Source organism: Trueperaceae bacterium, assembly GCA_036381035.1.
Lineage (GTDB): Bacteria > Deinococcota > Deinococci > Deinococcales > Trueperaceae > DASRWD01.
The window spans coordinates 1-24,127 of sequence record DASVDQ010000066.1; the positions used below are offsets into that span (position 1 = coordinate 1).

The window sequence follows — 24,127 nt, forward strand, 5'->3', positions numbered from 1 at the left end:
TGAGGAAGTCGCGCTGGTAGGCCGTCTCGATCCCCTCGGCGACGACGTGCTTGTCCAGCTTGTGCGCCATCGCGCAGATCGCCTCGACGATCGGGAACGTGCTGGCGGGCAGGTGGCTGCCCTCGACGGCCCGCGTGGCGATCTCGGTCCAGGCGCCGGCGTGCATGCCCGTGTGCCGGCGCAGGCCGGGGTCGGTGTTGAGCGCCGCCAGCTCGGGGTGCGCGACCCTCACGGCCTGGTCGACGGCCTGCGGCGCCAGCCCCTGCACGAACGACCTGTCGATCTTCAGGGTCCTGATCGGCAGCCTCTGCAGGTAGGCCAGCGAGGAGTAGCCGGTGCCGAAGTCGTCGAGAGCGGTCGGGACGCCGAGCCTGTCGAGCCGCATCAGCGTGCGCAGCGCCAGGTCGTAGTCGCGGACCAGCACGCTCTCGGTCACCTCGATCTCGAGCAGCTCCGGCGGTATGCCGGAGTCGTCGAGGGCGCCCCTCACCGTGTCGACGAACGACTTCTGGTGGAACTGCATCGTCGAGACGTTCACGGCCAGCTTCACCGGCGTGTAGCCGGCGCGCAGCCAGTCGCGCAGCCTCAGCGCCACGTCCCGCAGCAGCCAGTGGCCGATGGGCGAGATGAGCCCCGCCTCCTCGGCCACGGGGATGAACTCGCCCGGCGAGACGATGCCGAGCTCGGGGCTGTGCCACCTGAGCAGGGCCTCGAAGCCGACGAGCCTGTTGTCGGACAGGCGCACCTGCGGCTGGTACAGCACCTCGAGCTCGTTCTCGTGCAGCGCCTGGCGCAGCTGTCGCTCCAGCTCGAGGCGGCGGCTCAGGCGCGTCCTGACCTCGACGGTCGAGAAGTAGTAGGAGTTCTTGCCGCCCTCCTTGACCTCGTACATGGCGGCGTCGGCGCTCTTCAGCAGCATGTCGGGCGTCGTGCCGTCGCGCGGGCAGAGCGCGATGCCGATGCTCGCAGACACCTGCACGTCGCGCCCGTCGATCCTGATGGGGGCGTTCAGCTCGCGCACCAGGCCGCGGGCGATGGCCGCGGCGGCCCGCTCCTCCCTGACGCCCAGCAGCGCCACCGTGAACTCGTCGCCGCCGACGCGCCCGACGAGGTCGTGGCCCCGCACGTTCTCGCGCAGCACCCGGCCGACCTCGCGCAGCAGCTTGTCGCCGACCTCGTGGCCGTAGGTGTCGTTGACGAACTTGAACCTGTCGAGGTCGACGAACAGCAGCGCCAGGCCGTCGTCCTCGTCGCGCGAGGCCCTCTCGATGGCGGCCGAGAGGCGCTCCTCGAAGGCGCCGCGCGTGAACGCACCGGTGAGGGGGTCGACCTGGGCGCGCATCGCCGCCTGGCGCTCCTGGGCGATCGTCTGCCTGAAGCGCTGGATGAAGGCGACGCAGGCCCCGGTGCCGATGAAGGCGAGCAGCTCGAAGCCGTGCCTGCCGTCGAACGTGTACGTGAGGACCCACTCCTCCAGCCCCTGGCCCGAGGCGAGGACGCGCACCATGGCGAAGCCCACGAGCCCGGCGAAGCTGCCGCCCGCCAGGCCCCACGCGGCGCCGCTCGCCGCTACGGGCAGGAGGCCGAGGATCTCGGCGTACTGCCCGAGGGCTCCCACGAGGTGGTGGTACGCGAGCACGTATCCGACCCAAGCGACGATGGGAGACAAGCGGCGTAGGCCCGCACTCATGATGCCGACGACGCTAGACCGGGACCGGTCACGCGTTTCTTACTCGCCCCTGACGCCTACCTGACACTCGCTCGGCGGCCTGCCCGCGCATGACCTCGCGGCCCCAGCGCGTTAGCATGGGCCATCGGCTCTAACCGACATGGAGGCAAGGATGGAACAGGCAAGGCTGTATCACCGCAGCCCGGCGCGCCGTCGCTGGCGTAGCGTCCTCTTCGCAGTCGCCTTCGCGGCGGTGCTAGGCAGCGCCACGGCGCAGACCTTGACGCTGGCCATGTCGGCCCAGCCGGACACGCTCGACCCGCAGCTCACGTCGGCGACGGCCGCCTTCCAGGTCGCGAAGTCGATATACGACACGCTGGTGGAGGTGGACCGGAACGGCGAGATCGTGCCGGCGCTGGCCGAGTCGTACGAGGTCGGCGACGACGCCCTCTCCTACACCTTCCACCTGGTCGAGACGACGTTCCACGACGGCACGCCGCTCGACGCGCAGGACGTCGTGGCCACGCTCGACCGCATCCGCGACCCCGACACGGCCTCGCCGAAGGCCAGCGAGTTCCAGGCCATCACCTCCGTGGAGGCCGTCGACGACCGCACCGTCGTCGTGCACCTCAGCGAGCCGGCCCCGGCGCTGATCGCCTCGCTCGCCTCCGGTTGGGGCGCGATACTGCCCTCCGAGAAGGTCGCCTCCGGCCACGACTTCGGCAACGAGCCCGTGGGCACGGGGCCGTTCTCGTTCGTCTCCTGGCAGCGCGACAACGCCGTCACGCTGGCCGCGAACCCGGACTACTACCAGGGCGCGCCGCAGGTGGACGAGGTCGTGATCCGCTTCGTCCCGGACAGCGCCGTGCAGCTCCAGGGCCTCATGACCGGCGAGTTCCAGGTCATCGACACGGTCGCCGCGGCCGACCAGGAGCTCATCGAGTCGAACCCCGACCTCGAGCTGGTGCGCGACCCGTCCGGCCTCGCGCTGGTGGCGGCGCTGAACACCCGCCGCGAGGCGCTCGCCGACCCGCGCGTGCGCCAGGCCCTCAACCTCGCCGTCGACAGCCAGACGGTCCTCGACGTCGCCTACGGCGGCGGCACGCCCATCGGCACGTTCATGGAGGCTGGCAGCCCCTGGATGCCGGACGACGTGGAGCCCTTCGGCTTCGACCCGGAGGCCGCCCGCGCCCTCCTCGCGGAGGCCGGCTGGGACAGCGGCGTCACGCTCGACCTGGCCCTGCCGCAGCCCTACGAGAACCACATCCAGGCGGGCCAGATGATCCAGGACTACCTGCGCGACGTGGGCGTGAACGCCGAGATCCGCATCGTGGAGTGGGGCGTCTGGCTCTCGGACATCTACGCCGGCGCGCACGACTACGACATCACCGTCATCGGGCACACCGGCAAGCTCGACCCGACGGGCCGCCTCGACGGCTACGGCACCGAGGCGACGAACTACCCCGGCTTCGACGACCCCGAGGTCGCGCAGTGGCTCGAGGAGGGCGCGAGCGAGACCGACGTGAGCGCCCGCCGCGAGGTCTACGCGAACGTCCTGAGGCGGCTCCACGAGGGCGCGCCGTTCATCTACCTCGGCACCCCCAGCCGCGTGCACGCCCGCGCGGCGAACCTCGAGGGCTTCTGGATCACGCCGCTGCTCGACTCGTTCGACTTCCGGACGGCGCACTTCGAGTGACGCCCGCGCCCCGGGCCCCGTAGCAAGGGCCCGGGGCGCTCCTCCCGAGGTCCCTTGACTCGCTACCTGCTGGGCCAGGCCGTCAGCTTCGTCGTCACGCTCTGGGTGGTGCTCACCCTCGTGTTCGTCGGCATGCGGGCCCTGCCCGGTGACGCGGCGACGATCCTCGGCGGCATGGACGCCGGCGCCGAGCAGATCGCCGCCATCCGCGAGCGCCTCGGCCTGGCCGGCTCCTGGGGCGCGCAGTACGTCGGCTTCCTGGGGGACGTGGTGAGGGGCGACCTCGGCGACTCGCTGCGCGAGCGGCGGCCCGTGACGGCGGTGCTCCTCGACCGGCTGCCGGTGACCCTCGCGCTGGCGTCGCTGGCGTTCGTGATCTCGCTCGTCATCGGCGTCGGCCTGGGGATGCTCGCGGGCCTCCGGCCGGGCGGCGCGGTCGACAGGTTCACGACGCTGTTCGCCACCGCTGCCCTGGCGCTGCCCGAGTTCTGGTTCGGCTTCCTGCTCATCCTGTTCTTCGCCGTCGACCTCGGCTGGTTCCCCGTGATCGGCCTGCCGCCCTCCGGCCTGTCGTGGCAGGCGTCGTGGCACCTGCTGCTGCCTGCCTTCACGCTGGCGATCCCCCGCTCGGCGCAGGTGGCGCGCCTCACGCGCGCCCTGGTCCTCGAGCAGCGCCGCGCCGACTACGTGCGCACGGCCCGCAGCAAGGGGCTGACGGGCGGGGCCGTGGCGCGGCACATCGCCTCCAACGCCCTGCCCGGCGTGCTGCCGCTGCTGGCCCTGGAGCTGGGCGGTCTGCTCACGGGGACGATCGTCGTCGAGCAGGTGTTCGGCCTGCCCGGCCTGGGCGCCACGATCCTCGGCGCGATCTCGGCCCGCGACTACCCCGTGGTGCAGGGCGTCACGGTACTGGCCGTCGTGGTCTACGTGGGCGTGAACTGGCTCGCCGACCTGCTGCAGCTCGCCGCCGACCCGCGGCTGAGGACGGCCTAGGTGGCCCGCGCCCGCTTCGGGTTCGCGCTGTTCGCGCTCGTGCTGCTCAGCACGCTGCTCGCCCCGGTGCTGAGGCCCGTCGACCCGCTCGAGCCCGACTACCGCGCCACCTACGCCGGGCTCAGCGCCGAGCACCCGCTCGGCACCGACAGGCTCGGCCGCGACGTCCTCGCCCGCGCGCTGGCGGGCGGCCGCGTCTCGCTCTCCATAGCGCTCTCGGCCACGGCCTTCACGATGCTCCTGGGCGGCGCCCTGGGCTCGGTGGCGGCCGCGCTGGGCGGCGCCGTCGACACCGTGCTGACGCGCGCCTTCGACTCGCTGCTGGCGTTCCCCGGCTTCCTCCTCGTGCTCCTGGTGGTGGCGATCCTCGGCGGCGGAGCCGCCCAGACCGTGCTGGCCATGGGGGTCGCCGGGTCGCCCGTCTACTTCAGGCTGGCCCGCTCCTACGCCCGCAGCGAGCTGAGGAGCGAGTACGTGCTGGCGGCCGTGGCGCTGGGCGCGTCGCGTCCGCGGCAGGTGGTGCGGCACGCCCTGCCGAACTTCGTCGGCAACCTGCTGGTGCAGGGCGCCAGCACCGCGGCCACGTTCCTGCTCGTGGAGGCCTCGCTCTCCTACCTGGGCCTCGGCGTTCCCCTGCCGACCCCGAGCTGGGGCAACGTGCTGCAGGAGTCGCGGGCGTTCCTCACCAGGCAGCCCTGGGCGGCCGTGGGGCCCGGCCTGTTCCTCGCCGCGGCGTCGCTGTCCTTCCAGTTCATCGCCGACGGCATGCGCGACCGGCTCGACCGCCGCTCGTGACGGGTATCATCGGCGCGAGCCGGCTGCCGCCGGACCACTTCCCTCGACAAGGCGGAGCACACCATGTGGGTCTGGACACTCGACGATAGGCTCGTCAACCTGGACGCGATGGAGAGCATCGAGGTCATCGAGGTCTACCCCGACGACGTCGACCAGGCGCAGCTCGAGGCCGGAGCCGCCGAGCCCGACCTGTTCGAGCTGGTGGCCGTGTCCACCGGCGGCGTCGAGTACGTGCTGTTCGACTCCGAGGACGGCGAGACCGCCTACCAGGCCTACCAGGCGCTGGCCGCGGCCGTCGCCGGCGGGCCCGCCACGGCGCCGGGGCGCCCCGTGTGGGTCGCCGACCTCGTCGCCTCCGGGAAGGGTCGCCTCGACAACTGAGGCCCTCGGGCCCGACGCCGGCCTCGCGGCCGCGGTGCGGGGCCGCCTGGCGACCGAGCGGCGCGCGCCTGGTTAGCATCGGCGCATGAGCGCAGCGCCAGGGGCCCACAGCGACCCCGACCCCCACGCAGCCGTAGCCACCGCCCCCGCGCCGTCCACCACGCCGCCCGCCCTCGAGGTCGCCGCCTCGCGCCTCGAGGCCTGGGAGGGCGACGCCCTCGTCGTGAACCTGTTCGAGGACGTCACGTCGCCGGGAGGCGCGACGGGAGCCGCCGACCGCGCCCTGGACGGCGCCGTAACCGAGCTGATCGCCGCGGGCGAGCTCAGCGGCAAGCTCGGCCAGGTCGCGGTCGTCCACCCCCGCGGCGCGCTGCCGACGAAGCGCCTGCTCGTCGTCGGCCTCGGCCCCAGCGGGTCGTTCGGCCCCGAGGCGGCCCGGCGGGCCGCGGCGGCCGCCGCGAAGCGCGCGCGGGAGCTGGGAGCCGCCAGCCTGGGCACCATCGCCCACGGAGCCGGCATCGGCGGCCTCGACCCGGTCAGGGCGGCGCGGGCGACGCTCGAGGGCTCGGCGCTGGCCGCCTACGACTTCCGCGGCTGGAAGCGCCGCGACGACGGGCGCTCCCGGCTCGAGCGCGTGACGCTGCTCGAGGCGGACCCCGCCAAGCTGCCGGCGCTCGAGGAGGGCGCCCGTCTGGCGCGCGCGGCGGTGGCCGGCGCGTTCCTCGCCCGCGACCTGGTGAACGCGCCCGCGAACGTGGCCACGCCCGCCTACCTCGCGGCGGCCGCGGCCTCGCTGGAGGGCCGCGGGGGCCTGCGCGTCTCCGTCCACGACGCCGCCTGGGCCGCCGAGCAGGGCATGGGCGCGCTGCTGGCCGTGGCGCGCGGCAGCGCGCACGAGCCGCGCTTCGTCGTCATGGAGCACAACGCCGGCCGCGAGGACCTGCCGGCGGTAGTGCTGGTGGGCAAGGGCGTGACCTTCGACACCGGCGGCTTCTCGCTGAAGTCGCGCGACGGCATGGTGCCCATGAAGGGCGACATGGCGGGCGCCGCCGCCGTGATCGGCGCCATGGCCGCGGTGGCCGAGCTGGGGCTCGAGCTCAGGGTGATAGGGCTCTGCCCCTGCGTCGAGAACATGGCCGACGGGCGCGCTTACAGACCCTCCGACGTGATCGTGGCGAGCGACGGCACCAGCATCGAGGTGATCAGCACCGACGCCGAGGGCCGCCTGGCGCTGGCCGACGCGCTCGTCTACGCCAAGCGCTACCGCCCGGCCGCCGTCGTCGACATCGCCACGCTCACCGGCTCCTCCGTGGTGGCGCTGGGCGCGGGCGTCAGCGCGTCGCTGTTCGCCAACGACGACGCCCTGGCCGGCGAGCTCGCGCGCGCCGCCGAGGAGTCGGGCGAGCGCGTCTGGCGCATGCCCCTCTTCGAGGAGTACGCGAAGACCATCGAGGGGCAGGTCGCCGACCTGAAGAACTCCGGCGGCTCGCAGGGCGGCGTGGGCACGGCGGCGGCCTTCCTGCAGGCGTTCGTCGACTACCCGTGGGCGCACGTCGACATGGCCGGCATGGAGCTCGTCGACAAGCCGGGCCCGCGGGCCTACCTGCAGAACGGGGCCTCGGGCTACGGGGTGAGGCTGCTCGTCGAGTTCCTCACCGCACGTGCCTCGTAGGCCCGGGGGGCGATGATGGACGCGGCCGGGCCCTCTCAGCCCGGCGTCGTTGGGAGGTGGCGGTGGAACGACTCGAGACGGCGATACTCGCCGGCGGCTGCTTCTGGTGCCTGGAGGCGGTCTACAAGGAGCTGAACGGCGTCGTCGAGGTGAAGTCAGGCTACGCCGGCGGCCACGTGCCGAACCCCAGCTACGAGCAGGTGTGCAGCGGCACCACCGGCCACGCCGAGGTCGTGCGCGTGACGTACGACCCGAGCGTGATCACCTACGACGACCTGCTCGACGTGTTCTTCACGATCCACGACCCCACGACGCCGAACCGTCAGGGCAACGACGTGGGCGAGCAGTACCGGTCGGCGATCTTCACGCTCTCGGAGGAGCAGGACCGCAGGGCCAGGGACGCGCTGAGGCGCGTGGAAGAGCAGGGGCTCTACGACGCGCCGCTGGTGACCAAGGTGGAGCCGGCCGGCGAGTTCTACCCCGCGGAGGGGTACCACGACGACTACTTCGCGCGTAACCCGTACCAGCCCTACTGCGCGGCCGTCATCGCGCCGAAGGTCGCGAAGTTCCGCAAGCAGCACCTGAGCCGGCTGCGCCGGGACGCTCCGCCCGCCGCTCCCCCGGCCTGAGGCACTTACCGCGGACCCGTGGGCCGGCGCGGGTCCCGGCGCGGCGCCGTGCCCCGGTACCGACCGCGGCGGTCCGCCGGCGGTACCTGCGCCGCGGACCGGTCATCTAACGACCGCGGCCGGCCCTGGGGCCGGCCGCTCTCCGTGTGCGGGTGGGCTGAGGGCGCGCCCCCCTAGGCGCCCCACCCGACCGAGGCTCAGCGCTGCCTTACGAGGTGGATCAGCTGGTTCTCGAGGTCTACCTTGTCGACCTTCCAGCCGGCCGAGATCCAGGCCAGCGCCTGCGAGTGCGACTCGGTGTTCGCCCACCAGGCGCGGTGGTCGTAGGCCGACTGCGGGAGCTTGTCTCCCATGATCGTGGCGATCTCGTCGAAGCTCAGCTCGTAGGACTTCGTGTCCTTCGGGACGCCCTTGAGGTGCTCGTGGAGCGGGGCGTACCGGCTGGTGCTGGCGAGCTTCTGGCCCTCGGCCCGGCGACGGCGACCGCGCCGTCGCGCTGGCGCTTCCTCCTGCTCGGCAGCGCCGCCGATGAAGTTGCCGACCAGCCTGTAGAACTCGCCGACGCGTTCCTCGGGAACCAGGACTCTCACCTCAGTCAATGCCATGTGGTTCTCCCGTCGCACCCCCCATCATCTCCCCGGCGACGAGTGTACAACGAGGGTCAGTGCCTCCCGGGTAGTAGGCGGTAGTACTTGGGGAAACCTCGGCCGTACTCCCGGCGCACTCCCCAAGCGAAGCCGCCGACCGTACCCCGGTCGGCGGCTGGCCTACGGTCGCGGTCGGTACGCGGCGGCTCAGGCCGGCTGCTGCTCCGCGGCGCCCACCGCCTCGGCGGCGGGCTCCTTGGCCGTCTCGATGGTCTTGACCGCCTCTCCGCGACCGCTGCCGACGGCGATCTTGCGGGCCACCGCCTCGGGCACCTTCGGCATCCGCAGCGTCAGCACGCCCTGTTCGACGTTGGCCTCGATGCCGTTGGCGTCGATGCCGCTGGGCACCGTCACCGTGCGGCTGAACTCACCGCGCGGCATGCCGCGCAGCCAGTAGCGGCGGCCTTCGTCCTCCGTCTCGGCCGAGCGCCCGCGGATCGTCACCTGCCTGCCCTCGAGGCTCAGGTCGAGGTCCTCGGGCGACACCCCGGGCACGGCCATCTCGAGGACGACGGCGTCATCGGTCTCGTAGAGGTCGAGCGGGTGGTAGACGCCGATGCTGCCGCGGCCGAGCTCGGTGAGCGGCTGGAGGAGCTGCTCGATGTCGGAGAAGAGGCCGAAGGGCGACTGCGCGAACGTCCCCAGGCCGCGTGGCCTGCTGAACCTGGTGCTGAGCGTCATCACTCACCTCCGTACTGTGGTGCGTCGTCGTGACGGCAAGGCGCCACGACCGTTACCTGTATTATGAAATGTGAGCCCGCTCGTGTCAAGTTTCATGAGCGCTGGCACGCGGCGCTGACAGGACCCCCTCGGCGGCGAGCCGAGCCCGACGGCAAGGGTTCAGAGCAGTTCGGCCAGCAGTATCGACGCCACGCCGACGACGGCGAGGAGCGCCAGCGCGCGCGCCACGTAGTGGATGCGCGAGCGTCCGAGCAGCCACAGGAACAGGTAGTCGTGACCGCCGTCGTCGCCGAGGTTGCGCGCGAGGATCGTCAGGGGGCAGGCGCGGCCGAACGTCGCGTACACGACGGCCTCGACGCCGATCATCACCAGGGAGAGCACGGTGAACACGTCGCGCCGGCCGGAGAGCGCGCAGTAGACGAGGTAGACGGAGGCCGAGGCCATCGCCAGCACGGCGAGGCTATGGAACGCCTTGACGAACACGCGCCAGAACTCGGTCGCCGGACCCGGACGCGGTCGCGGCAGGAGGCGCAGCGCCAGCTCCATCCCACGGCCCCTGCCCAGGGGCGCCACGTGGTCGCCGGACCCGGCAGCGGCCTCCGCCCCCGCCGGTCGACCCGCCGTGGCTGTCGCCCCCGCCGGCCGCCCCTCGTCTGTGGTGCGCATGGGCGGCAGGATAGCAGGTATGTTCGCGTGGTGCACGACGAGAGTCGCCGCGCGGCGCGCACGATAGAGGCGGGCGGGGTCACGGCCCGTCTGGTGCGCAAACGCGTCAAGAACCTGACGCTGCGGGTCTACCCGCCCGACGGGCGCGTCGAGGTCAGCGCCCCGCTGCGCATGCCCGAGCGCGCCGTCGTCGCGGCGCTGCACGCGCGGCGCGAGTGGATCGAGCGCCACCGGCGCCGCTTCGCCGCCGTGGCGCGCCGCGACCCGCTGAGCTGCGTCGACGGCGAGACGATCGCGGTCCTCGACGAGCGCGTGACGCTGCGCTTCGCCGAGCGCGGCGCCAGGCCTCACGGCGAGCCGCCCGCCCCCACGCTGCTCGTCACGACGGCCCCGGGCGCCGGACGCGCCGAGAAGCTGGCCGCCCTGCAGCGGCGCCTGCGCCGCGTCGCCGCCCGCGAGTTCGCCGCTGAGGTGTCGCTGTGGGCGGGGCGCATGGGCCTCCCGACGCCCACCGTGCAGGTCAGGCGCATGACCTCGCGCTGGGGCACCTGCCACGTGCGCGCCGGCAAGGTGGTCCTCAACCTGGCGCTCGTGACGAGGCCGCGGGCCTGTCTCGAGTACGTCGTCGTCCACGAGCTGGCCCACCTGCTGGTGCCCGACCACAGCCCGCGGTTCTGGTCCGTCGTCGCGCGGCACCTGCCCGGCTGGCGCGACGCCAGGGCCGCGCTGCGGGCCGAGCCCCTGTGGGCCGACGCCGTGTGGGGCCCGTCAGCCGATCTCGGCGAGGCCGAAGAGGCCCGATAGGCCGCTCTCGTCGCCGACGGCGGCCGCCACGGCCTCGCGGCCCAGCAGCGAGCCGACGACGTTGCCGGTGCCGCTGTAGCCGCCCACGGCGACGACGCCGCCCCGCAGCTTCGCGAAGACGGGCAGCACGCCCCGCGAGAAGCCCACCCGCGCCGCCCAGCGGTGGGTCACGGGCGCCCTCACGCCCAGGTCCTCGCGCAGGAAGGTCTCGAGGAGGTCCTGCACGGCCGCGTCAGGCCTGGCGTCGTGGGTCCACTCACCCTCGCCGCCGCGGTCGCGGTACCCGCCCAGCGCGATGCGCCCGTCGGGGAGCTGCTGGTAGTACTCGAAGCCGTAGCGGCGGTACACCGGCCGCGGCAGCCTCACCTCGTCGGTCGGCGCGGTGGCGAGCATCTGCAGTCGGGCGGTGCGCACGCGCCCGGCGAGCTCCGGCAGCAGGCGCTCGAGCCCGCCGTCTACGGCCACGACCACGGCCCCGCAGTCGACGCGTCCCGCCGGGGTCGTCACGGTCCCTCGCGCGATCGACACGGCGGGCGACCCGCCGTAGAGGTCCGCGCCCTCGGCGAGAGCCATGGCGGCCAGCCGCCGGCAGCGGGCGAGCGGGTCGAAGACGCGGTCCTCGGGGAAGAGCAGCCCCTCCCCCTCCGGACCCGCGTAGGGCTCGGCCGGCAGGCCGTCGGCGCGCATGCGCGCGAGCTGGCGCTGGCAGTCCTCGAGCTCCTCCGGCGACGCCGCCAGCCGCAGGGACCCCGTCTTCCGCACGAGGTCAGGCGTGAGCCGCTCCATCGCCGCGAGCTCCTCGAGCGTCAGGCGGTAGAGCGCGGTCGCGCGCTCGGCGCCGAGGTCCGCCGCGGCGTCGTGGTGGAAGGCCGCCAGCCCGGCGAGCAGGAACCCGCCGTTGCGACCCGCCGCGCCCGAGGCGACGCCCGCCGCGTCGAGCCCGACCACGGAGAGGCCGCGCGCCCTCGCCGTCCTCACCGCCGACAGGCCCGTGCCGCCGAGGCCGACGACGCAGACGTCGGCGCTCGCCTCGCCCACCAGCGTCGGCAGCGCGAGCGAACCGCCCTCGTCCCAGACGGGGCCGGTGTCGACGAGGCGCCCCGCGCCGCCGGCGACCTCCACGGTCTCCACGCCGCGACGATAACCGGCCGGGCGCGGTCGCCGCTCCGGCCGCCCTGTCCGGCGACCGCAGCGCCGCCACATCCGGGTCACACGCCTCACACCGGCGCCGGCCCGAGCATCGCGCCGGGGGCCCGAGGGGAGGACGGACCATGCCGTACGACGCGATCAGCGAGCTGCCCGACAGCGTCAGGGACAACCTGCCGCGCCACGCGCAGGAGATCTACAAGGAGGCGTTCAACAGCGCCTGGGAGCAGTACGACGAGCCCGAGGAGCGGCGCGGCGACGCCTCGCGCGAGGAGGTCGCCCACAAGGTGGCCTGGAGCGCCGTGAAGCAGCAGTACCGCAAGGACGACAGCGGCAGGTGGGTGAGCAAGGGCGGCTGACGCCGGGCGGACGAGCGCGGCGCGAGGGCGGCCCGACGCGTCCCGGCACACGTCGCTCCAGCCCGCCGCCCGCGTCGGCCGGCCACGCTACCGGCGTGACCGCGTAGGCGGGCCCGGACCGGGGCGCGAGTAGCATCGTGGTGACGTCCCGCCCGCGCTCCAAGCGGTGCGGCCCGTCCCGGAGGACCGATGACAAGCGCCGCCAAGCCCCTCGTACGCCCCTTCGAACCGTGGCCGCGCTACACCGACGAGGAGGTCGCCGCCGTCGCGGAGGTGCTCCGCTCGGGCCGCGTGAACCAGTGGACCGGCGAGCAGGTGTTCGCGTTCGAGCGCGAGTACGCCGAGGCCCTCGGTCGGAAGCACGCCATCGCCCTGATGAACGGCACGGTGGCGCTGGAGCTGGCCCTGCGCGCCGGCGGCGTGGGCGAGGGCGACGACGTCGTCACGACGCCGCGCACGTTCATCGCCTCGGCCGGCGCCGCGGTCGTCGTGGGCGCCAGGCCGGTGCTCGCCGACGTCGACCGCGACAGCGGCAACATCACGGCCGAGACGATCGAGCGGGCGCTCACGCCGCGCACCAAGGCCATCGTCGTCGTGCACCTCGCCGGCTGGCCCGCCGACATGCCGGCGATCCTCGACCTGGCCAGGGACAGGGGCCTGCTCGTGGTCGAGGACTGCGCGCAGGCGCACGGCGCGGCCATCGACGGGCAGCCCGTGGGCTCCTTCGGCGACATGGCGGCGTTCTCGTTCTGCCAGGACAAGATCATCACGACCGGCGGGGAGGGCGGACTGCTGGCCCTCGACCGCGAGGACTGGTTCGACTGGGCGTGGTCGTACAAGGACCACGGCAAGGGCTACCACACCGTGTTCCACAAGGTGCACCCGCCCGGCTACCAGTGGCTGCACGACAGGTTCGGCACGAACTGGCGCATGACCGAGATGCAGGCGGCCTTGGGGCGCATCCAGCTCGGCCGCCTGGAGGCGTCGGTGGCCGCGCGAGCGCGCAACGCGGCGCGGTGGCGCGAGCGCCTCGGCCACCTCGCCGGCCTCAGGCTGCCCGAGCCGCGGGAGGGCGTGCGGCACGCCTACTACCGCCTCTACGGCTACGTGGTGCCGGAGGCGCTGAAGGCCGGCTGGGACCGCGACCGCATCCAGGAGGAGCTGGCCGCCGCCGGCCTTTTCCTCAAGGTCGGGAGCTGCAGCGAGATCTACCGCGAGGAGGCGTTCGTGAGCGCCGGCCTGGCGCCGGCCGAGCCGCTGCCCGTGGCCCGCGAGATCGGCGAGACCGTCCTCGGCTTCCCCGTGCACCCGACGCTCAGCGAGGAGTCGATAGACGCGGCCGCCGGCCTCGTGGCGGAGGTCGTGGCGCGGGCGACCCGCTGAGCGGGACCCGCCTCAGCCCGGCAGCAGGGTGAGGTGGACGAGCTCGGCGGGGCAGTCGTAGCGGATGGGCAGCGTGGTCACGCCCAGGCCCCGCGACACGAACGCCGGCATCCCGTCGTCCACCCAGCCCGAGAGGTAGCGGCGCCCGTAGCGCGACGACGTGACGACGGCCCCGACGAACGGCAGCCGCACCTGACCGCCGTGCGTGTGCCCGGCGAGGAGGAGGTCAACGCCGCCCCGCACCTCGGGGATCACGTCCGGGTTGTGCGACAGCAGCGCCAGCGCCCCGCCGGAGCCGTCGCGGAGGCGCTCGGCGTCCGCCAGGGCGGCGCCCAGGTCGGGCCGTCCCACGCGCAGGTCGTCGATGCCGGCGAGGACGAAGTCTTCACGCACGCGCGCCGCGGCGTTGTCGAGCAGCGTCACGCCAGCGCCGGCGAGGACCGCGGCCAGGGGCTCGACGCGCCGGTAGCGCGTGTGGTCGTGGTTGCCGAGGACCGCGAACACGCCGAGCGGGGCGGTCAGGCGCGGCAGGTGCCGCGCGAGCTCCGCGAGGTCGCCGCGGTAGGTCCTGTCGACGAAGTCGCCGCCCAGCAGGACGAGGTCGGGCTCGAGCCGGAGCGTCGCCTCCACCCACCTCTCCAGGGCGTCCTCGCCCAGGTACGGCCCGAGGTGCAGGTCGGTGAGGAACGCCGCCGTGAGCGGGCGCGACAGGCCGGCGATGCGCCGCTCCTGCCCGGTGACGACGAAGGCGCGGGGAGACTGCAGCGGCGCGACGCCCACGAGCAGCGTGGCCAGGCCCGCCAGGCCGGCGGACCGCACGAACTCGCGTCGCGACAGCTCCGGCCCCCTGCGCTCGCCTCCCGCGTCGTCCACGGCAGGCAGACTAACCCGCGCGCCCCGGCGCCCATGGGGCCCGTCGCGCGCCGAGCGCCCTCGTGGACCGGGACGCGGATGCGCCGGTCGTACCGCGGGCCCGGGACGCGGCGACGCCGGTCGTCCCCCGGTCGCCCCCAACGGGGTACGGTGTCGCCCGTGACCGCGATCCTCGACGGCCTGCGGACCCTCATGATCGGCGTCGTCGAGGCGCTGGGCTACGCCGGCCTGGCGTTCCTCTCCCTGCTCGAGAACCTGGTGCCGCCGGTGCCGTCGGAGTTCGTGCTGCCCTTCGCCGGCTTCCTCGTCGCCGAGGGACGGCTGAACGTCGCCCTCGTGCTCCTCGCCACGAGCCTGGGAGGGTTCGTGGGCACCACGGGCTTCTACTGGCTGGGCCGGGTCCTCGGCGAGGAGCGTGTCCGGGCCTTCATCGGGCGCTACGGACGCTACGTGCTGCTGCGCGTGGCCGACTACGACGACGCGCTGGCGTTCTTCCAGCGCTACGACGCTCAGGTCGTCTTCTGGGCGCGCTTCGTGCCCGGCGTCCGCAGCCTGATCTCGCTGCCGGCGGGCGTCTCCGGCATGGGCTTCGGCCGTTTCGCCCTCTACACGGTCATGGGCACCGTGCTGTGGAACGGCGCCCTCGTCACCGCCGGCTGGGCGCTGGGCGAGCGCTGGCAGGCCGTCCTCGCCGTCGTGGACCGCCTCGAGGCCTTCCTGTGGGCGCTGCTGGGCCTGGCGGTCGTCGGCTGGGTCGTATGGCAGCTCCTCCGGCGCGGTCGCACCGCCGCCTGACCCCCGCCCCCGCTGACGCCCGACCTACGGGCGCCGCGCCTGCGGACCGGCCACGGCCTCGAAGTTGACGATGTGGTACTCCTCGCCGTCCTCCGTGACGTAGCGTCCGGCGCTGGTCACGCGCACGTCCTCGGTCACCTCCTCGATGGTCCCGTCGCCGTGGTGCAGGGGTCCCTCGTAGCGGACCACCGCGCCGGCGGGGAACCGGTCCCTCGGGACCTCGCCGGCCGGCGGACGCCAGGTGCCGGGCATCGACACCGCGACGCCGTCGGCGCTGCGCACCTCGCGCATCACTCCCAGGCCGTCCTCGCCGCCGAGGCGTGCGGGGCGGGTGTCGAGCTCGCCGGACAGCTCCCACCCGGCGCCGGTGCGGTCCTTGATCACGGCGTCCTCGAGGGACGTCTCCTCGGCGTCGGGGGCGACGGCGTGCCCCTCCAGCGGCTCGACCCCGGCCATGGGCGCCGGGTAGAGCCGCGCGCGCTGGTCGTCGACGTCGCGGAGGGCGTCGCCGGGCGCCAGCGGGTCTAGGCCGCGCTCGGCCGCGCCTCCTGGGTCGTCCTCCGGGTACGCGTCGCGGTTGATGGGCGCCTTGTCGGCGCCGCGTCCTGCGTCTCTCTCGTCTCTCTGCATCGCGCCCTCCTCTGGCCGCGAGCCTAGGCGGGCACGGATGACGCGGGTTCCGGGGCCCATGAGTAGGGTGAGGCGGGGCCACGCCGAGCGGCACCCGCCCGCCCTTGGCGTCGCGGGCCCGCGCTCAGCCGCTAGCTGCCGGCCTCCTCAGTAGGGCACGCGCCCCGCGTGGCGCTCCCAGGCGGCGAACGGCTCGTGCGCCCTGTCGTGCTCCACGCGGGCGACGGTCATCGCGCTCCGGTCGGTCCCGGTCATGTACTCGTAGAACGCCGCGTCGCTGAAGCCGACCGCGGCGGCCGCGTGCCTGTCGGCGGCGTAGCGGACCGAGGCCACGCGGGCCCACAGCGCCGTCGCCAGGCACATCGGGCACGGCTCGCAGCTCGCGTACAAGACCGAGCCGGCGAGGACGAAGGTGCCGAGCTCGCGGCAGGCCGTGCGTATGGCCACGACCTCGGCGTGCGCCGTCGGGTCTTTGTCGCGCGTGACGCGGTTGACGCCGTCGAAGACCCTGCCGTCGGGGGTCACGACCACGGCACCGAACGGCCCTCCGCCGGCCGAGACGTTCGCCACGGCCAGCCCGATAGCCCGCCCCAGCATCTCCCTCGGGTCGTGCCCTATGCCACCAGGCTACTCGCGGACGCTAGCCCCGGCCTCTCGGACGCTACATGACCGCGCGGGCCGCGGCCGGCCGCGTGGCGCCGCCGCCCGCGACCTTCCGCTCCGCCACGACCTCGGCGTCAGGCCCGCTCCTTCAGCGCCACCGTCGCGGGCTTGCCGAAGAACGCCCCGAAGCGGGCGGCGGCCTTCTCGAGCTCGGCCAGGTCGTCCCGGTCGAGCGGGCGCGAGAGGCGCATCGTCAGCTCCAGCTCCCCGCGTCGCCGGTCCTGCCGCCAGCGGCCCACGAGGCGGTCGCCCTCGACGATCACGTGCGAGAGCTCGCCCCACCCGATGGTCAGCACGGCGCCGAACTCGCCGTCGGGGTCGAGCAGCCGCCGCGTCTCCGCGTAGCCGACGAAGAGCTCGTCGAAGACCTGCAGGAGCTGGAACCGCGGCGCCTCCGAGGCGCTCAGCAGGGAGGCGTCGCCCGCGTCGGGGGGCTCGGCCAGCCGCAGGTACTCGACGCCGTCCACCACCTCGCGCGCGACGACGTCGCCGAGCTCCTCGAGCCCGACGCGGAGCTGTTTGAGCGTCAGCGTCGACCACCACCTGAGGTCCTTGAGGCTGGCGGGGGCGTGGCCGGCCAGGTAGCGCGCCACCAGGCGGGCCGTCGCCCGCTCGGGCTCCAGGCGCGGCGCCGGCGGCAGGCGCTCCTCGACGAGGGCGTAGGTGTGGTGGTTGCCCGCCAAGGGGCCGGAGCAGATCAGGCAGCGCACCTCTGCGTCGAAGAGCGCTACGGTCATGCGCTGACCGGAGACGTCGAGGCCCGCGGCGGCCAGCTCGCCCCTCAGCTCCTCCCTGGTCTTGTGCCTGCCGCCCTCGAGGGCGCGCACGAGCGCCTCGCGGGCGCGGCCGAGGAAGGCGTCGTCGACGCCGTTGTTGCGGTACCAGCCCGCGCTGCCCGCCAGCACGCGCTCGGCCGTCAGGTCCTGGAGCCAGCGCAGGTCCTCGGCCGCGACGTAGTGCCAGGTGGGACGCAGGACGTGGGTGCGCACGATGCGGCCCTCGTCGACCGCGCGCCTCACCGCCTCCTCGACGGGCTCTCCGGCCACGCGCTGGCCGACGGTCCAGCGCGAGAAGGCGTGCTCCTGGGCCTGCACGGCGAGCAGCGTCCGCACCGCGGCCACCGGGTCGGCAGCGACGCGCTCCGCCAAGAGCGCGCTCCGCACGCGCTCCGCCGCCAGCTCCGCCCAGCGCCCGTTCACCGCCGGGCATCCTATCCGGCACGTGACGCGGCCTCTTGCAGTTGACGTAACGTCAACCTCTATCCTCTCGTCCGGCCCGCCCCTGTGGCGGGCCGGGAAGGAGACCGGGCTTGAGCTGGTCGATAGAGGAGGTCGCCCGCATGACGGGCGTGACCTCGCGGACGCTGAGGCACTACCACGCCATCGGCCTGCTGGAGCCGGCCTTCACGAGCGAAGGCGGCCGGAGGCACTACGGCGAGCCGGAGCTGCTGAGGCTGCAGGAGATCCTGCTCCTGAAGCAGCTCGGACTGGGCCTCGACGACGTAGCCGCGGTACTGGCCAGCCGCGGCGAGGCGGAGAGGGCGTCGGTCCTGAGGCGTCACAGGGCGCAGCTCGCCGAGGAGCGGGAGCGCCTGGGCAGGCTCATCGCCACGGTCGACAGGACCATCAGGAGCCTAGAGGAGGGCACAGAGATGACGCCAGAAGAGATGTTCGACGGGCTGATCCAGAACCCGTACGAGCAGGAAGCCAGGGAGAAGTACGGCGACGAGGCGGTCGGCCGCTCGTACGAGCGCATCCGCCGCCTGCCCAAGGCCGAGCGCGAGAGGTTCCTCTCGGGCCAGATGTGGAGCGAGGTGCACGCCAAGTTCGCCGCGCTCGCCCGCGAGGGCGCCGCGCCGGAGGACCCGCGCGTCCAGGCCGCCGTGGAGGAGCACATCTCCGTGGTGCGGATCGCCTGGGAGCCGAACCGCCAGGCGTACGAGGGCCTCGCCGACCTCTACGTCAACGACCAGCGCTTCGCCAGGAACATCGGCGACGACGCCACGGTGAGGCTGCTCACGGCCGCCATGAAGGTCTACGCGGCCAACAACCTGAGCTGAGCCGCCGCGGCGGCTCTCGGAGCGGGCGGGCACGTGGTGCCCGCCCGCCGTTCACCGATTCCCCCCGGCGGGGTCCCGCTGTCCGCGACGGCTATCCTGAGGCATGACAGCGATGCGCAAGCGCCGGATCGGCAGCCTGCAGGTGTCGGTGGTGGGCCTGGGCTGCAACAACTTCGGCGGCCGCCTCGACGAGGCAGCCACCAGGTCGGTGGTCGACGCCGCTCTCGACGCCGGCGTCGACTTCCTCGACACCGCCGACACCTACGGCGGCACCGCCAGCGAGACGTTCCTCGGCCGCGTCCTCCAGGGCCGCCGCGACCGCGTCGTGCTGGCCACGAAGTTCGGCAGCAAGGTCGCCGAGGGCAAGCAGGGCGCCAGGCCCGAGTACGTGAGGCAGGCCCTCGAGGACAGCCTCAGGCGCCTGCGCACCGACCACGTCGACCTCTACCAGCTCCACAAGCCCGACCCCGAGGTCCCCATCGCGGACACCCTCGGCGCCCTGGCCGAGGCCGTGCGGGCCGGGCTGGTGCGCGAGATCGGCTGCTCGAACTTCTCGGCCGAGCAGATCGCGGAGTCCGAGGCGTCGGTGGCGCCGGGCGCGCCGCGCTTCGTGAGCGTGCAGAACGAGCTCAGCCTGCTCCGGCGCGACGCCGAGAGGGACGTGCTGCCCGCCTGCCGCGAGCGCGGCCTCGCCTTCCTCCCCTACTTCCCGCTCTTCAGCGGCTTGCTCACCGGCAAGTACCGCCGCGGCCAGCCTCTGCCGCAGGGCACGCGCATCACCGGCAACCCGCGCTGGGAGCGGCACCTCACCCCGGAGAACCTCGACCTCGTCGAGGACCTGATCGCCTTCGCGGCGGAGCGCGGCAAGGAGCTCATCGACCTGGCCTTCGCCTGGCTGCTGGCCAAGCCCGAGGTCGCCAGCGTGATCGCGGGGGCCACCAGCGCCGAGCAGGTGCGGCGCAACGCCGCGGCCGGCGCCTGGTACCTCACCCCGGATGACCTCGCGGAGCTGGGGAGGCTGCTCGACGAGCACGAGCGCGCGGGCGCCGGCGTCGGCTGAGGCGCCGGCGTCGGCTGAGCTGCAGGCGCCGGCAGAGGCGCTGGCGTCGGCTACGGCGCCGTCCGGTCCGGCTCGCCGCTGGCGACGGCTCCGCGACGGCCCCATCGCCGCGGGGAGCCAGCGGTCCGCACTGAGCTAGAGGCCCGCGGCGAAGGTGTCGCAGGCGTTGGGGTCGCCGGTCTCGTAGCCCGTGGCGAACCACGTCGCCCGCTGCTCCGACGAGCCGTGGGTGAACGTCTCCTGGCTGGCGGAGCGGCCCGCCATGCCGGAGAGGCGGTCGTCGCCGACGGCGGCGGCCGCGTCGAGCCCCTCCTGGACGTCGCCGGCCTCGAGGACGCCGCGACCGTCCGCCGACGCCGCCCACACGCCCGCGTAGCAGTCGGCCTGCAGCTCGAGCGCCACCGAGAGCGCGTTCGCCTGCCCCGGCGCTGCCTGCTGACCCTCCCTCACCTGGTCGAGCGTGCCCGTGAGGTTCTGGAGGTGGTGCCCGATCTCGTGGGCGATCACGTACGCCTGCGCCAGGTCGCCGGGGGCGCCGTAACGGAGGCGCAGGTCGTCGTAGAAGGCGAGGTCGATGTACACGCTCGTGTCGAGCGGGCAGTAGAAGGGCCCCGCCGCCGCCGGCGCCAGCCCGCAGCCCGACTCGACCGCGTCGCGGTAGAGCACGAGCGTCGCCTCCGGGTACTCGCCCTGCACGAGCTGTCGCCACGTGCCCTGCACGTCGTCGAGCACGAACGACACGAATCTCACCTGCTCCTCCTCGCCGTCTAGCTCCTCCTGGGTCACGGGCGGGCTCACCCGTGAGCTGGGCCCGGTCCCCAGCACCGCGGACAGGTCAATGCCCGTGATCGCCGATATCGCCAGCACGAGGAGCAGGCCGCCCAGGCCGAGGGGCAGCCCCATGCGCCCCGGACCGGCCGCCCTCCGGTCCTCCAGGTTCCGGCTCCTACCGCGGTCTTCCCACTTCATGGCGGACCTCCGTGGGGCGGAAGCTAGCACCGCCCCCGATGTGAGTGGCCAGCGCGTCCGTGAGGGAGGCCCACGAGCGCCCCAGGCGAGGCCGTCGGCGGGCGGGTACGGCGGCAGGAGGAGGCGCTGCCCGTGGGCGGCGACGAAGGCGTGGCGGCGTTGACGGCGACGCGCCACGGCGGCCCGTGACGGCGCGGTACCATCTGGCGATGTCGTTCACCGTCGCCGGCTCCCACGCCTCGCGGTTCCTGCCGCTCGAGGGCACGCTCAACACCCGCGACCTCGGCGGCCTGCCGGTCGCGGGCGGCCGCCTGACGCAGACGGGCCGCGTCCTGCGCTCCGACGGGCCCGCGTCCCTCACCGACGCGGACCTCGACCTCCTCGAGAGCCTCCCCCTCACCACCGTCGTCGACCTCCGCGGGCCCGTCGAGTGCGAGCGCGAGCCGAGCCGCTTCCTCTCGCGCGCGAGCTGCCGCGTGCACAACGTCGAGGTGTGGTCGCACATCAACGCGTCCGGCCACGAGATCGCCGACCGCTACGACATCACCGCCTTCTACCTCGCCGCCCTCGACCACGCGGGCCCCGCCTTCGCGGAGGCCACGCGGCTCGTGGCCCACGCGCCCGGCGCGGCCCTGTTCCACTGCTCGGCGGGCAAGGACCGCACCGGCCTGCTCGCCGCGCTGCTGCTCGAGTCCGTGGGCGTAGACCGCCAGACGGTGCTCGAGGACTTCGCGCTCAGCGACGCCCGCATCGAGCCCCTGCGCCAGCGCCTGCTCGAGCAGGCCGAGCGCGACGGCGTGCCGCGCGCCGAGTTCCGGCGCCTGCTCGGCGCTTCGCCGGAGCTGATGGAGCCGGCCCTCGAGCACCTCGACGACAGGCACGGCGGCGCCGTCGCCTACCTGGCGCGCGCCGGCGTGAGCGACGAGACGTTCGCGGCCCTCGAGGCGAAGCTGGTCGGTTGAGATGGCGGCCGCGCCGCTCTGGGTGATGGGGGCGGGCGGCCACGCCAAGGTCGTCGTCGACACGGCCAGAGCGGCCGGGCGACAGGTCGCGGCGCTGGTCGACAGGCGGCCGGAGCTGCGGGGCTCACTTGTCTTGGACGTGCCCGTCCTCGGCGAGGACACCGAGGTGCCCGACGACGTCGAGCTGGTCCTCGCCGTCGGCGACAACGGCGTGAGGGCGCGCCTCGCCGAGCGCCACGCCGGACGCGCGTTCGCCGTGCTCGTCCACCCGCGCGCCGTCCTCGCCGCCGACACCGAGGTGGGCTGCGGCACCGTCGTGTTCGCCAACGCCGTGCTGCAGCCGGGCGCGCGAGTGGGCCGCCACGCGATCGTGAACACCGCGGCGGTGATCGAGCACGACTGCGCCCTGGCCGACCTCGTGCAGGTGGCCTCCGGCGCCACCCTCGCCGGCGGCGTCGTGGCCGAGGAGGGAGCCTTCGTCGGCGCCGGCGCCACGGTGCTGCCCGGCGTGAGGCTCGGCCCCTGGTGCGTGGTGGGGGCAGGCGCCGTCGTCGTCAGGGACGTGCCGGGCGGCGCCACCGTCGTCGGGGTGCCGGCGCGGGAGCTGAGGCGCTGAGGGCGCTCAGTCGAGGGGCTTGAGGGCGCCGACGATGCGCTCGCGGTGCGGCTCGAGGAACGGCGGCAGCACCACGGTCTCGCCGAGCGCGCCTTCGTCCTCGTCGATGGCGAAGCCGGGGCCGTCCGTGGCGATCTCGAAGAGCACGCCGCCCGGCTCCCTGAAGTAGATGCTCCGGAACCAGAACCTGTCGACCCAGCCGGAGTTCGGGACCCTGAGCTCGGTGAGGCGGTCGAGCCAGGCGCGGTGGGACGCCTCGTCGGGCGCGCGGAAGGCCACGTGGTGCACGCCGCCGGCCCCGGGGCGCGCCGGCGGCAGGTCGGGCCTGACCGCCACGTGCAGCTCCGCGTGCGGACCCTCGCCGTCCATGCCGTAGACGTGCACGGCCCCACCCGCGTCGTGAGGGTCCTCGTACTCACGGAGGGGCGTCATGTTCGCGACCTCGCGCAGGACGGCGTCGGTGGGCGCCAGCGCCCTCACGGTCATCGTCACCGGCCCCAGCCCCCGCAGCCGGTGCTCGGGCGGCACGGGGCTCCCCTCCCACGGCACTCCGCCCGGTCCGGCGCCGCCGTCGACGACGAGCGCCAGGCGCTGGCCCTCGGGGTCCTCGAAGCGCAGCCGCGCGCGCCCGTCGACGTACTCGACCTCGGCGCGCCTCACCCCCATGTCGGTGAGGCGCGCCGCCCAGTACTCGAGCGCGGCCTCGCTGGCGACCCTGAACCCCGTGCGCGTGATCGTCTGGGAGCCGCGCCGCTCGGGCGGGACGTCCCAGTCGAAGAAGGTGATGTCGGTCCCGGGGCTGCCCACGGCGTCGGCGTAGAAGAGGTGGTACGCCGACACGTCGTCCTGGTTCACCGAGCGCTTCACGAGGCGCAGGCCCAGGACCTCGGTATAGAACCGCTTGTTCTCGCGTATCGCCGCCGACACCGCCGTCAGGTGGTGGTAGCCGGGGAAGCGCAGCTCGCCCGCCATGAGCCGATGATGCAGCGCTTCCGCCCGGTTCAGTGTCGGCCGGTCACCGACGCGGACGGCCGGCCGTCAGCGGGTGCCCCGGCCCCTACCCCTAGGTCCCGGCGGCGTGCCGTCACCGCCCGCGACCCGCGCTCACCAGCCCAGGACGAGCGCGAACACGAGCGGCGCCACTATGGTCGCGTCCGACTCGATGATGAACTTGGGCGTGTCCACGGCCAGCTTGCCCCAGGTGATCTTCTCGTTCGGCACCGCGCCCGAGTACGAGCCGTAGCTGGTCGTGGAGTCGGACACCTGGCAGAAGTAGCCCCACATGGGCACGTTCTCGCGGCCCAGGTCCTGGTGCAGCATCGGCACGACGCAGATGGGGAAGTCGCCGGCGATGCCGCCGCCGATCTGGAAGAAGCCGATCGAGCGCTCGGCCGAGACGCGCGTGTACCAGTCGGCGAGGAACGTCATGTACTCGATGCCGGTGCGCACGGTGTGAACGTTCTTCACGGTGCCCTCGATGACAGCGGCCGCGAACATGTTGCCCGTCGTCGAGTCCTCCCAGCCGGGCACCACGATCGGCAGGTCCTTCTCCGCCGCGGCGACGAGCCACGAGTCCGCGGGGTCGATCTGGTAGTGCTCCTCGAGCCTGCCGCTCCTCAACACCCGGTAGAGGAACTCGTGCGGGAAGTGCCGCTCGCCGGCCTCGTCGGCGCGCACCCACTCGTCGCGCAGCGCCTCCTCCAGGCGCCGCATCGCCTCGCCCTCGGGTATCGCCGTGTCGGTGACGCGGTTCAGGTGCCTCTCGAGCAGCTCCTGCTCCTGCTGCGGCGTGAGGTCGCGGTAGTGCGGCAGGCGCTCGTAGAAGTCGTGGGCGATGAGGTTGAAGACGTCCTCCTCGAGGTTCGCGCCGGTGCAGCTGATGATCTGCACCTTGTCGCGCCTGATCATCTCGGCCAGCGACAGGCCCAGCTCGGCGGTGCTCATCGCGCCGGCGAGCGTGATCATCATCGCGCCGCCCC

Annotated in this window: 26 protein-coding genes; 14 read left to right on the forward strand and 12 right to left on the reverse strand. The window is 73.7% G+C overall.

What is annotated here, in order from left to right; translation table 11 throughout:
• Positions 1–1,690: EAL domain-containing protein (locus VF202_08120; protein ID HEX7040060.1), on the reverse strand; the 1,690-nt coding region annotated here is incomplete at its 3' end.
• Positions 1,691–1,841: 151 nt separating this feature from the next.
• Between VF202_08120 and VF202_08125 the strand changes: the two genes are divergently transcribed.
• From VF202_08125 to msrA, 6 genes are all read left to right on the forward strand, one after another.
• Positions 1,842–3,365, forward strand: a complete 1,524-nt coding sequence (locus tag VF202_08125) for an ABC transporter substrate-binding protein (protein HEX7040061.1) — start codon at positions 1,842–1,844, stop codon at positions 3,363–3,365.
• Positions 3,366–3,419: 54 nt separating this feature from the next.
• A complete protein-coding gene (locus VF202_08130) occupies positions 3,420–4,358 on the forward strand; it encodes an ABC transporter permease (GenBank protein HEX7040062.1) in 939 nt (312 codons plus the stop codon).
• The gene (locus VF202_08135; protein HEX7040063.1) at positions 4,359–5,153 is read left to right on the forward strand and encodes an ABC transporter permease; all 795 of its coding nucleotides are present in this window, start codon (positions 4,359–4,361) and stop codon (positions 5,151–5,153) included.
• Between the two features lie 63 nt (positions 5,154–5,216).
• Positions 5,217–5,534, forward strand: a complete 318-nt coding sequence (locus tag VF202_08140) for a hypothetical protein (protein ID HEX7040064.1) — start codon at positions 5,217–5,219, stop codon at positions 5,532–5,534.
• Between the two features lie 85 nt (positions 5,535–5,619).
• Positions 5,620–7,206, forward strand: a complete 1,587-nt coding sequence (locus VF202_08145) for a leucyl aminopeptidase (protein HEX7040065.1) — start codon at positions 5,620–5,622, stop codon at positions 7,204–7,206.
• A 62-nt stretch (positions 7,207–7,268) separates the two neighbouring features.
• The gene (gene msrA / locus VF202_08150) at positions 7,269–7,835 is read left to right on the forward strand and encodes a peptide-methionine (S)-S-oxide reductase MsrA (GenBank protein HEX7040066.1); all 567 of its coding nucleotides are present in this window, start codon (positions 7,269–7,271) and stop codon (positions 7,833–7,835) included.
• Between the two features lie 197 nt (positions 7,836–8,032).
• Here msrA and VF202_08155 read toward each other — a convergent pair whose 3' ends face one another.
• From VF202_08155 to VF202_08165, 3 genes are all read right to left on the reverse strand, one after another.
• The gene (locus VF202_08155) at positions 8,033–8,425 is read right to left on the reverse strand and encodes a hypothetical protein (GenBank protein ID HEX7040067.1); all 393 of its coding nucleotides are present in this window, start codon (positions 8,423–8,425) and stop codon (positions 8,033–8,035) included.
• 204 nt (positions 8,426–8,629) lie between these two features.
• Complete coding sequence (locus VF202_08160) at positions 8,630–9,163, reverse strand: Hsp20/alpha crystallin family protein (protein ID HEX7040068.1); 534 nt, start codon at positions 9,161–9,163, stop codon at positions 8,630–8,632.
• A gap of 159 nt (positions 9,164–9,322) precedes the next feature.
• Positions 9,323–9,829, reverse strand: coding sequence for a hypothetical protein (locus VF202_08165; GenBank protein ID HEX7040069.1), 507 nt, complete (start codon positions 9,827–9,829; stop codon positions 9,323–9,325).
• A gap of 30 nt (positions 9,830–9,859) precedes the next feature.
• Between VF202_08165 and VF202_08170 the strand changes: the two genes are divergently transcribed.
• Positions 9,860–10,633 (forward strand): SprT family zinc-dependent metalloprotease, encoded by a 774-nt coding sequence (locus VF202_08170; protein ID HEX7040070.1) that lies wholly within the window; start codon positions 9,860–9,862, stop codon positions 10,631–10,633.
• On the opposite strand, the gene VF202_08175 is transcribed toward VF202_08170, so the two are convergent.
• Positions 10,598–11,764: an FAD-dependent oxidoreductase gene (locus tag VF202_08175; protein ID HEX7040071.1), complete on the reverse strand. Its 1,167-nt coding sequence runs from the start codon at positions 11,762–11,764 to the stop codon at positions 10,598–10,600. The genes VF202_08170 and VF202_08175 overlap by 36 nt on opposite strands.
• A gap of 140 nt (positions 11,765–11,904) precedes the next feature.
• Between VF202_08175 and chaB the strand changes: the two genes are divergently transcribed.
• Entirely contained in the window at positions 11,905–12,138 is a 234-nt protein-coding gene (gene chaB, locus VF202_08180) for a putative cation transport regulator ChaB (protein HEX7040072.1), read from the forward strand.
• A gap of 189 nt (positions 12,139–12,327) precedes the next feature.
• Positions 12,328–13,521: a DegT/DnrJ/EryC1/StrS aminotransferase family protein gene (locus VF202_08185; protein HEX7040073.1), complete on the forward strand. Its 1,194-nt coding sequence runs from the start codon at positions 12,328–12,330 to the stop codon at positions 13,519–13,521.
• A 12-nt stretch (positions 13,522–13,533) separates the two neighbouring features.
• Here VF202_08185 and VF202_08190 read toward each other — a convergent pair whose 3' ends face one another.
• Positions 13,534–14,394, reverse strand: a complete 861-nt coding sequence (locus tag VF202_08190) for a metallophosphoesterase (protein ID HEX7040074.1) — start codon at positions 14,392–14,394, stop codon at positions 13,534–13,536.
• A gap of 159 nt (positions 14,395–14,553) precedes the next feature.
• On the opposite strand from VF202_08190, the gene VF202_08195 reads away from it, so the two are divergent.
• A complete protein-coding gene (locus VF202_08195; protein ID HEX7040075.1) occupies positions 14,554–15,189 on the forward strand; it encodes a DedA family protein in 636 nt (211 codons plus the stop codon).
• Positions 15,190–15,213: 24 nt separating this feature from the next.
• Here the strand turns inward: VF202_08195 and VF202_08200 are convergent, their stop codons facing one another.
• From VF202_08200 to VF202_08210, 3 genes are all read right to left on the reverse strand, one after another.
• Entirely contained in the window at positions 15,214–15,819 is a 606-nt protein-coding gene (locus VF202_08200; protein ID HEX7040076.1) for a hypothetical protein, read from the reverse strand.
• Positions 15,820–15,966: 147 nt separating this feature from the next.
• A complete protein-coding gene (locus tag VF202_08205; protein ID HEX7040077.1) occupies positions 15,967–16,416 on the reverse strand; it encodes a nucleoside deaminase in 450 nt (149 codons plus the stop codon).
• 140 nt (positions 16,417–16,556) lie between these two features.
• Positions 16,557–17,681 carry a winged helix DNA-binding domain-containing protein gene (locus VF202_08210; protein ID HEX7040078.1) on the reverse strand — a complete coding sequence of 375 codons (1,125 nt, stop codon included), beginning with the start codon at positions 17,679–17,681 and terminating at the stop codon, positions 16,557–16,559.
• Positions 17,682–17,791: 110 nt separating this feature from the next.
• Here VF202_08210 and VF202_08215 point away from each other — a divergent pair, with 110 nt between their 5' ends.
• Together VF202_08215 and VF202_08220 are read left to right on the forward strand one after the other, a co-directional pair.
• A complete protein-coding gene (locus tag VF202_08215; GenBank protein ID HEX7040079.1) occupies positions 17,792–18,541 on the forward strand; it encodes a MerR family transcriptional regulator in 750 nt (249 codons plus the stop codon).
• A 103-nt stretch (positions 18,542–18,644) separates the two neighbouring features.
• Entirely contained in the window at positions 18,645–19,601 is a 957-nt protein-coding gene (locus tag VF202_08220; protein HEX7040080.1) for an aldo/keto reductase, read from the forward strand.
• Positions 19,602–19,736: 135 nt separating this feature from the next.
• Here VF202_08220 and VF202_08225 read toward each other — a convergent pair whose 3' ends face one another.
• On the reverse strand, positions 19,737–20,570 hold the full coding sequence (locus tag VF202_08225; protein HEX7040081.1) for a neutral zinc metallopeptidase: 834 nt from the start codon (positions 20,568–20,570) through the stop codon (positions 19,737–19,739).
• Positions 20,571–20,779: 209 nt separating this feature from the next.
• Here VF202_08225 and VF202_08230 point away from each other — a divergent pair, with 209 nt between their 5' ends.
• Complete coding sequence (locus VF202_08230) at positions 20,780–21,532, forward strand: tyrosine-protein phosphatase (protein HEX7040082.1); 753 nt, start codon at positions 20,780–20,782, stop codon at positions 21,530–21,532.
• A gap of 1 nt (position 21,533) precedes the next feature.
• Positions 21,534–22,148 carry an acetyltransferase gene (locus VF202_08235; protein ID HEX7040083.1) on the forward strand — a complete coding sequence of 205 codons (615 nt, stop codon included), beginning with the start codon at positions 21,534–21,536 and terminating at the stop codon, positions 22,146–22,148.
• 6 nt (positions 22,149–22,154) lie between these two features.
• Here VF202_08235 and VF202_08240 read toward each other — a convergent pair whose 3' ends face one another.
• Both VF202_08240 and VF202_08245 read right to left on the reverse strand, forming a co-directional pair.
• Positions 22,155–23,120 (reverse strand): ring-cleaving dioxygenase, encoded by a 966-nt coding sequence (locus VF202_08240; GenBank protein HEX7040084.1) that lies wholly within the window; start codon positions 23,118–23,120, stop codon positions 22,155–22,157.
• 132 nt (positions 23,121–23,252) lie between these two features.
• Positions 23,253–24,127, reverse strand: an 875-nt coding sequence (locus VF202_08245; GenBank protein HEX7040085.1) for a deoxyhypusine synthase family protein, incomplete at its 5' end; no start/stop codon positions are given.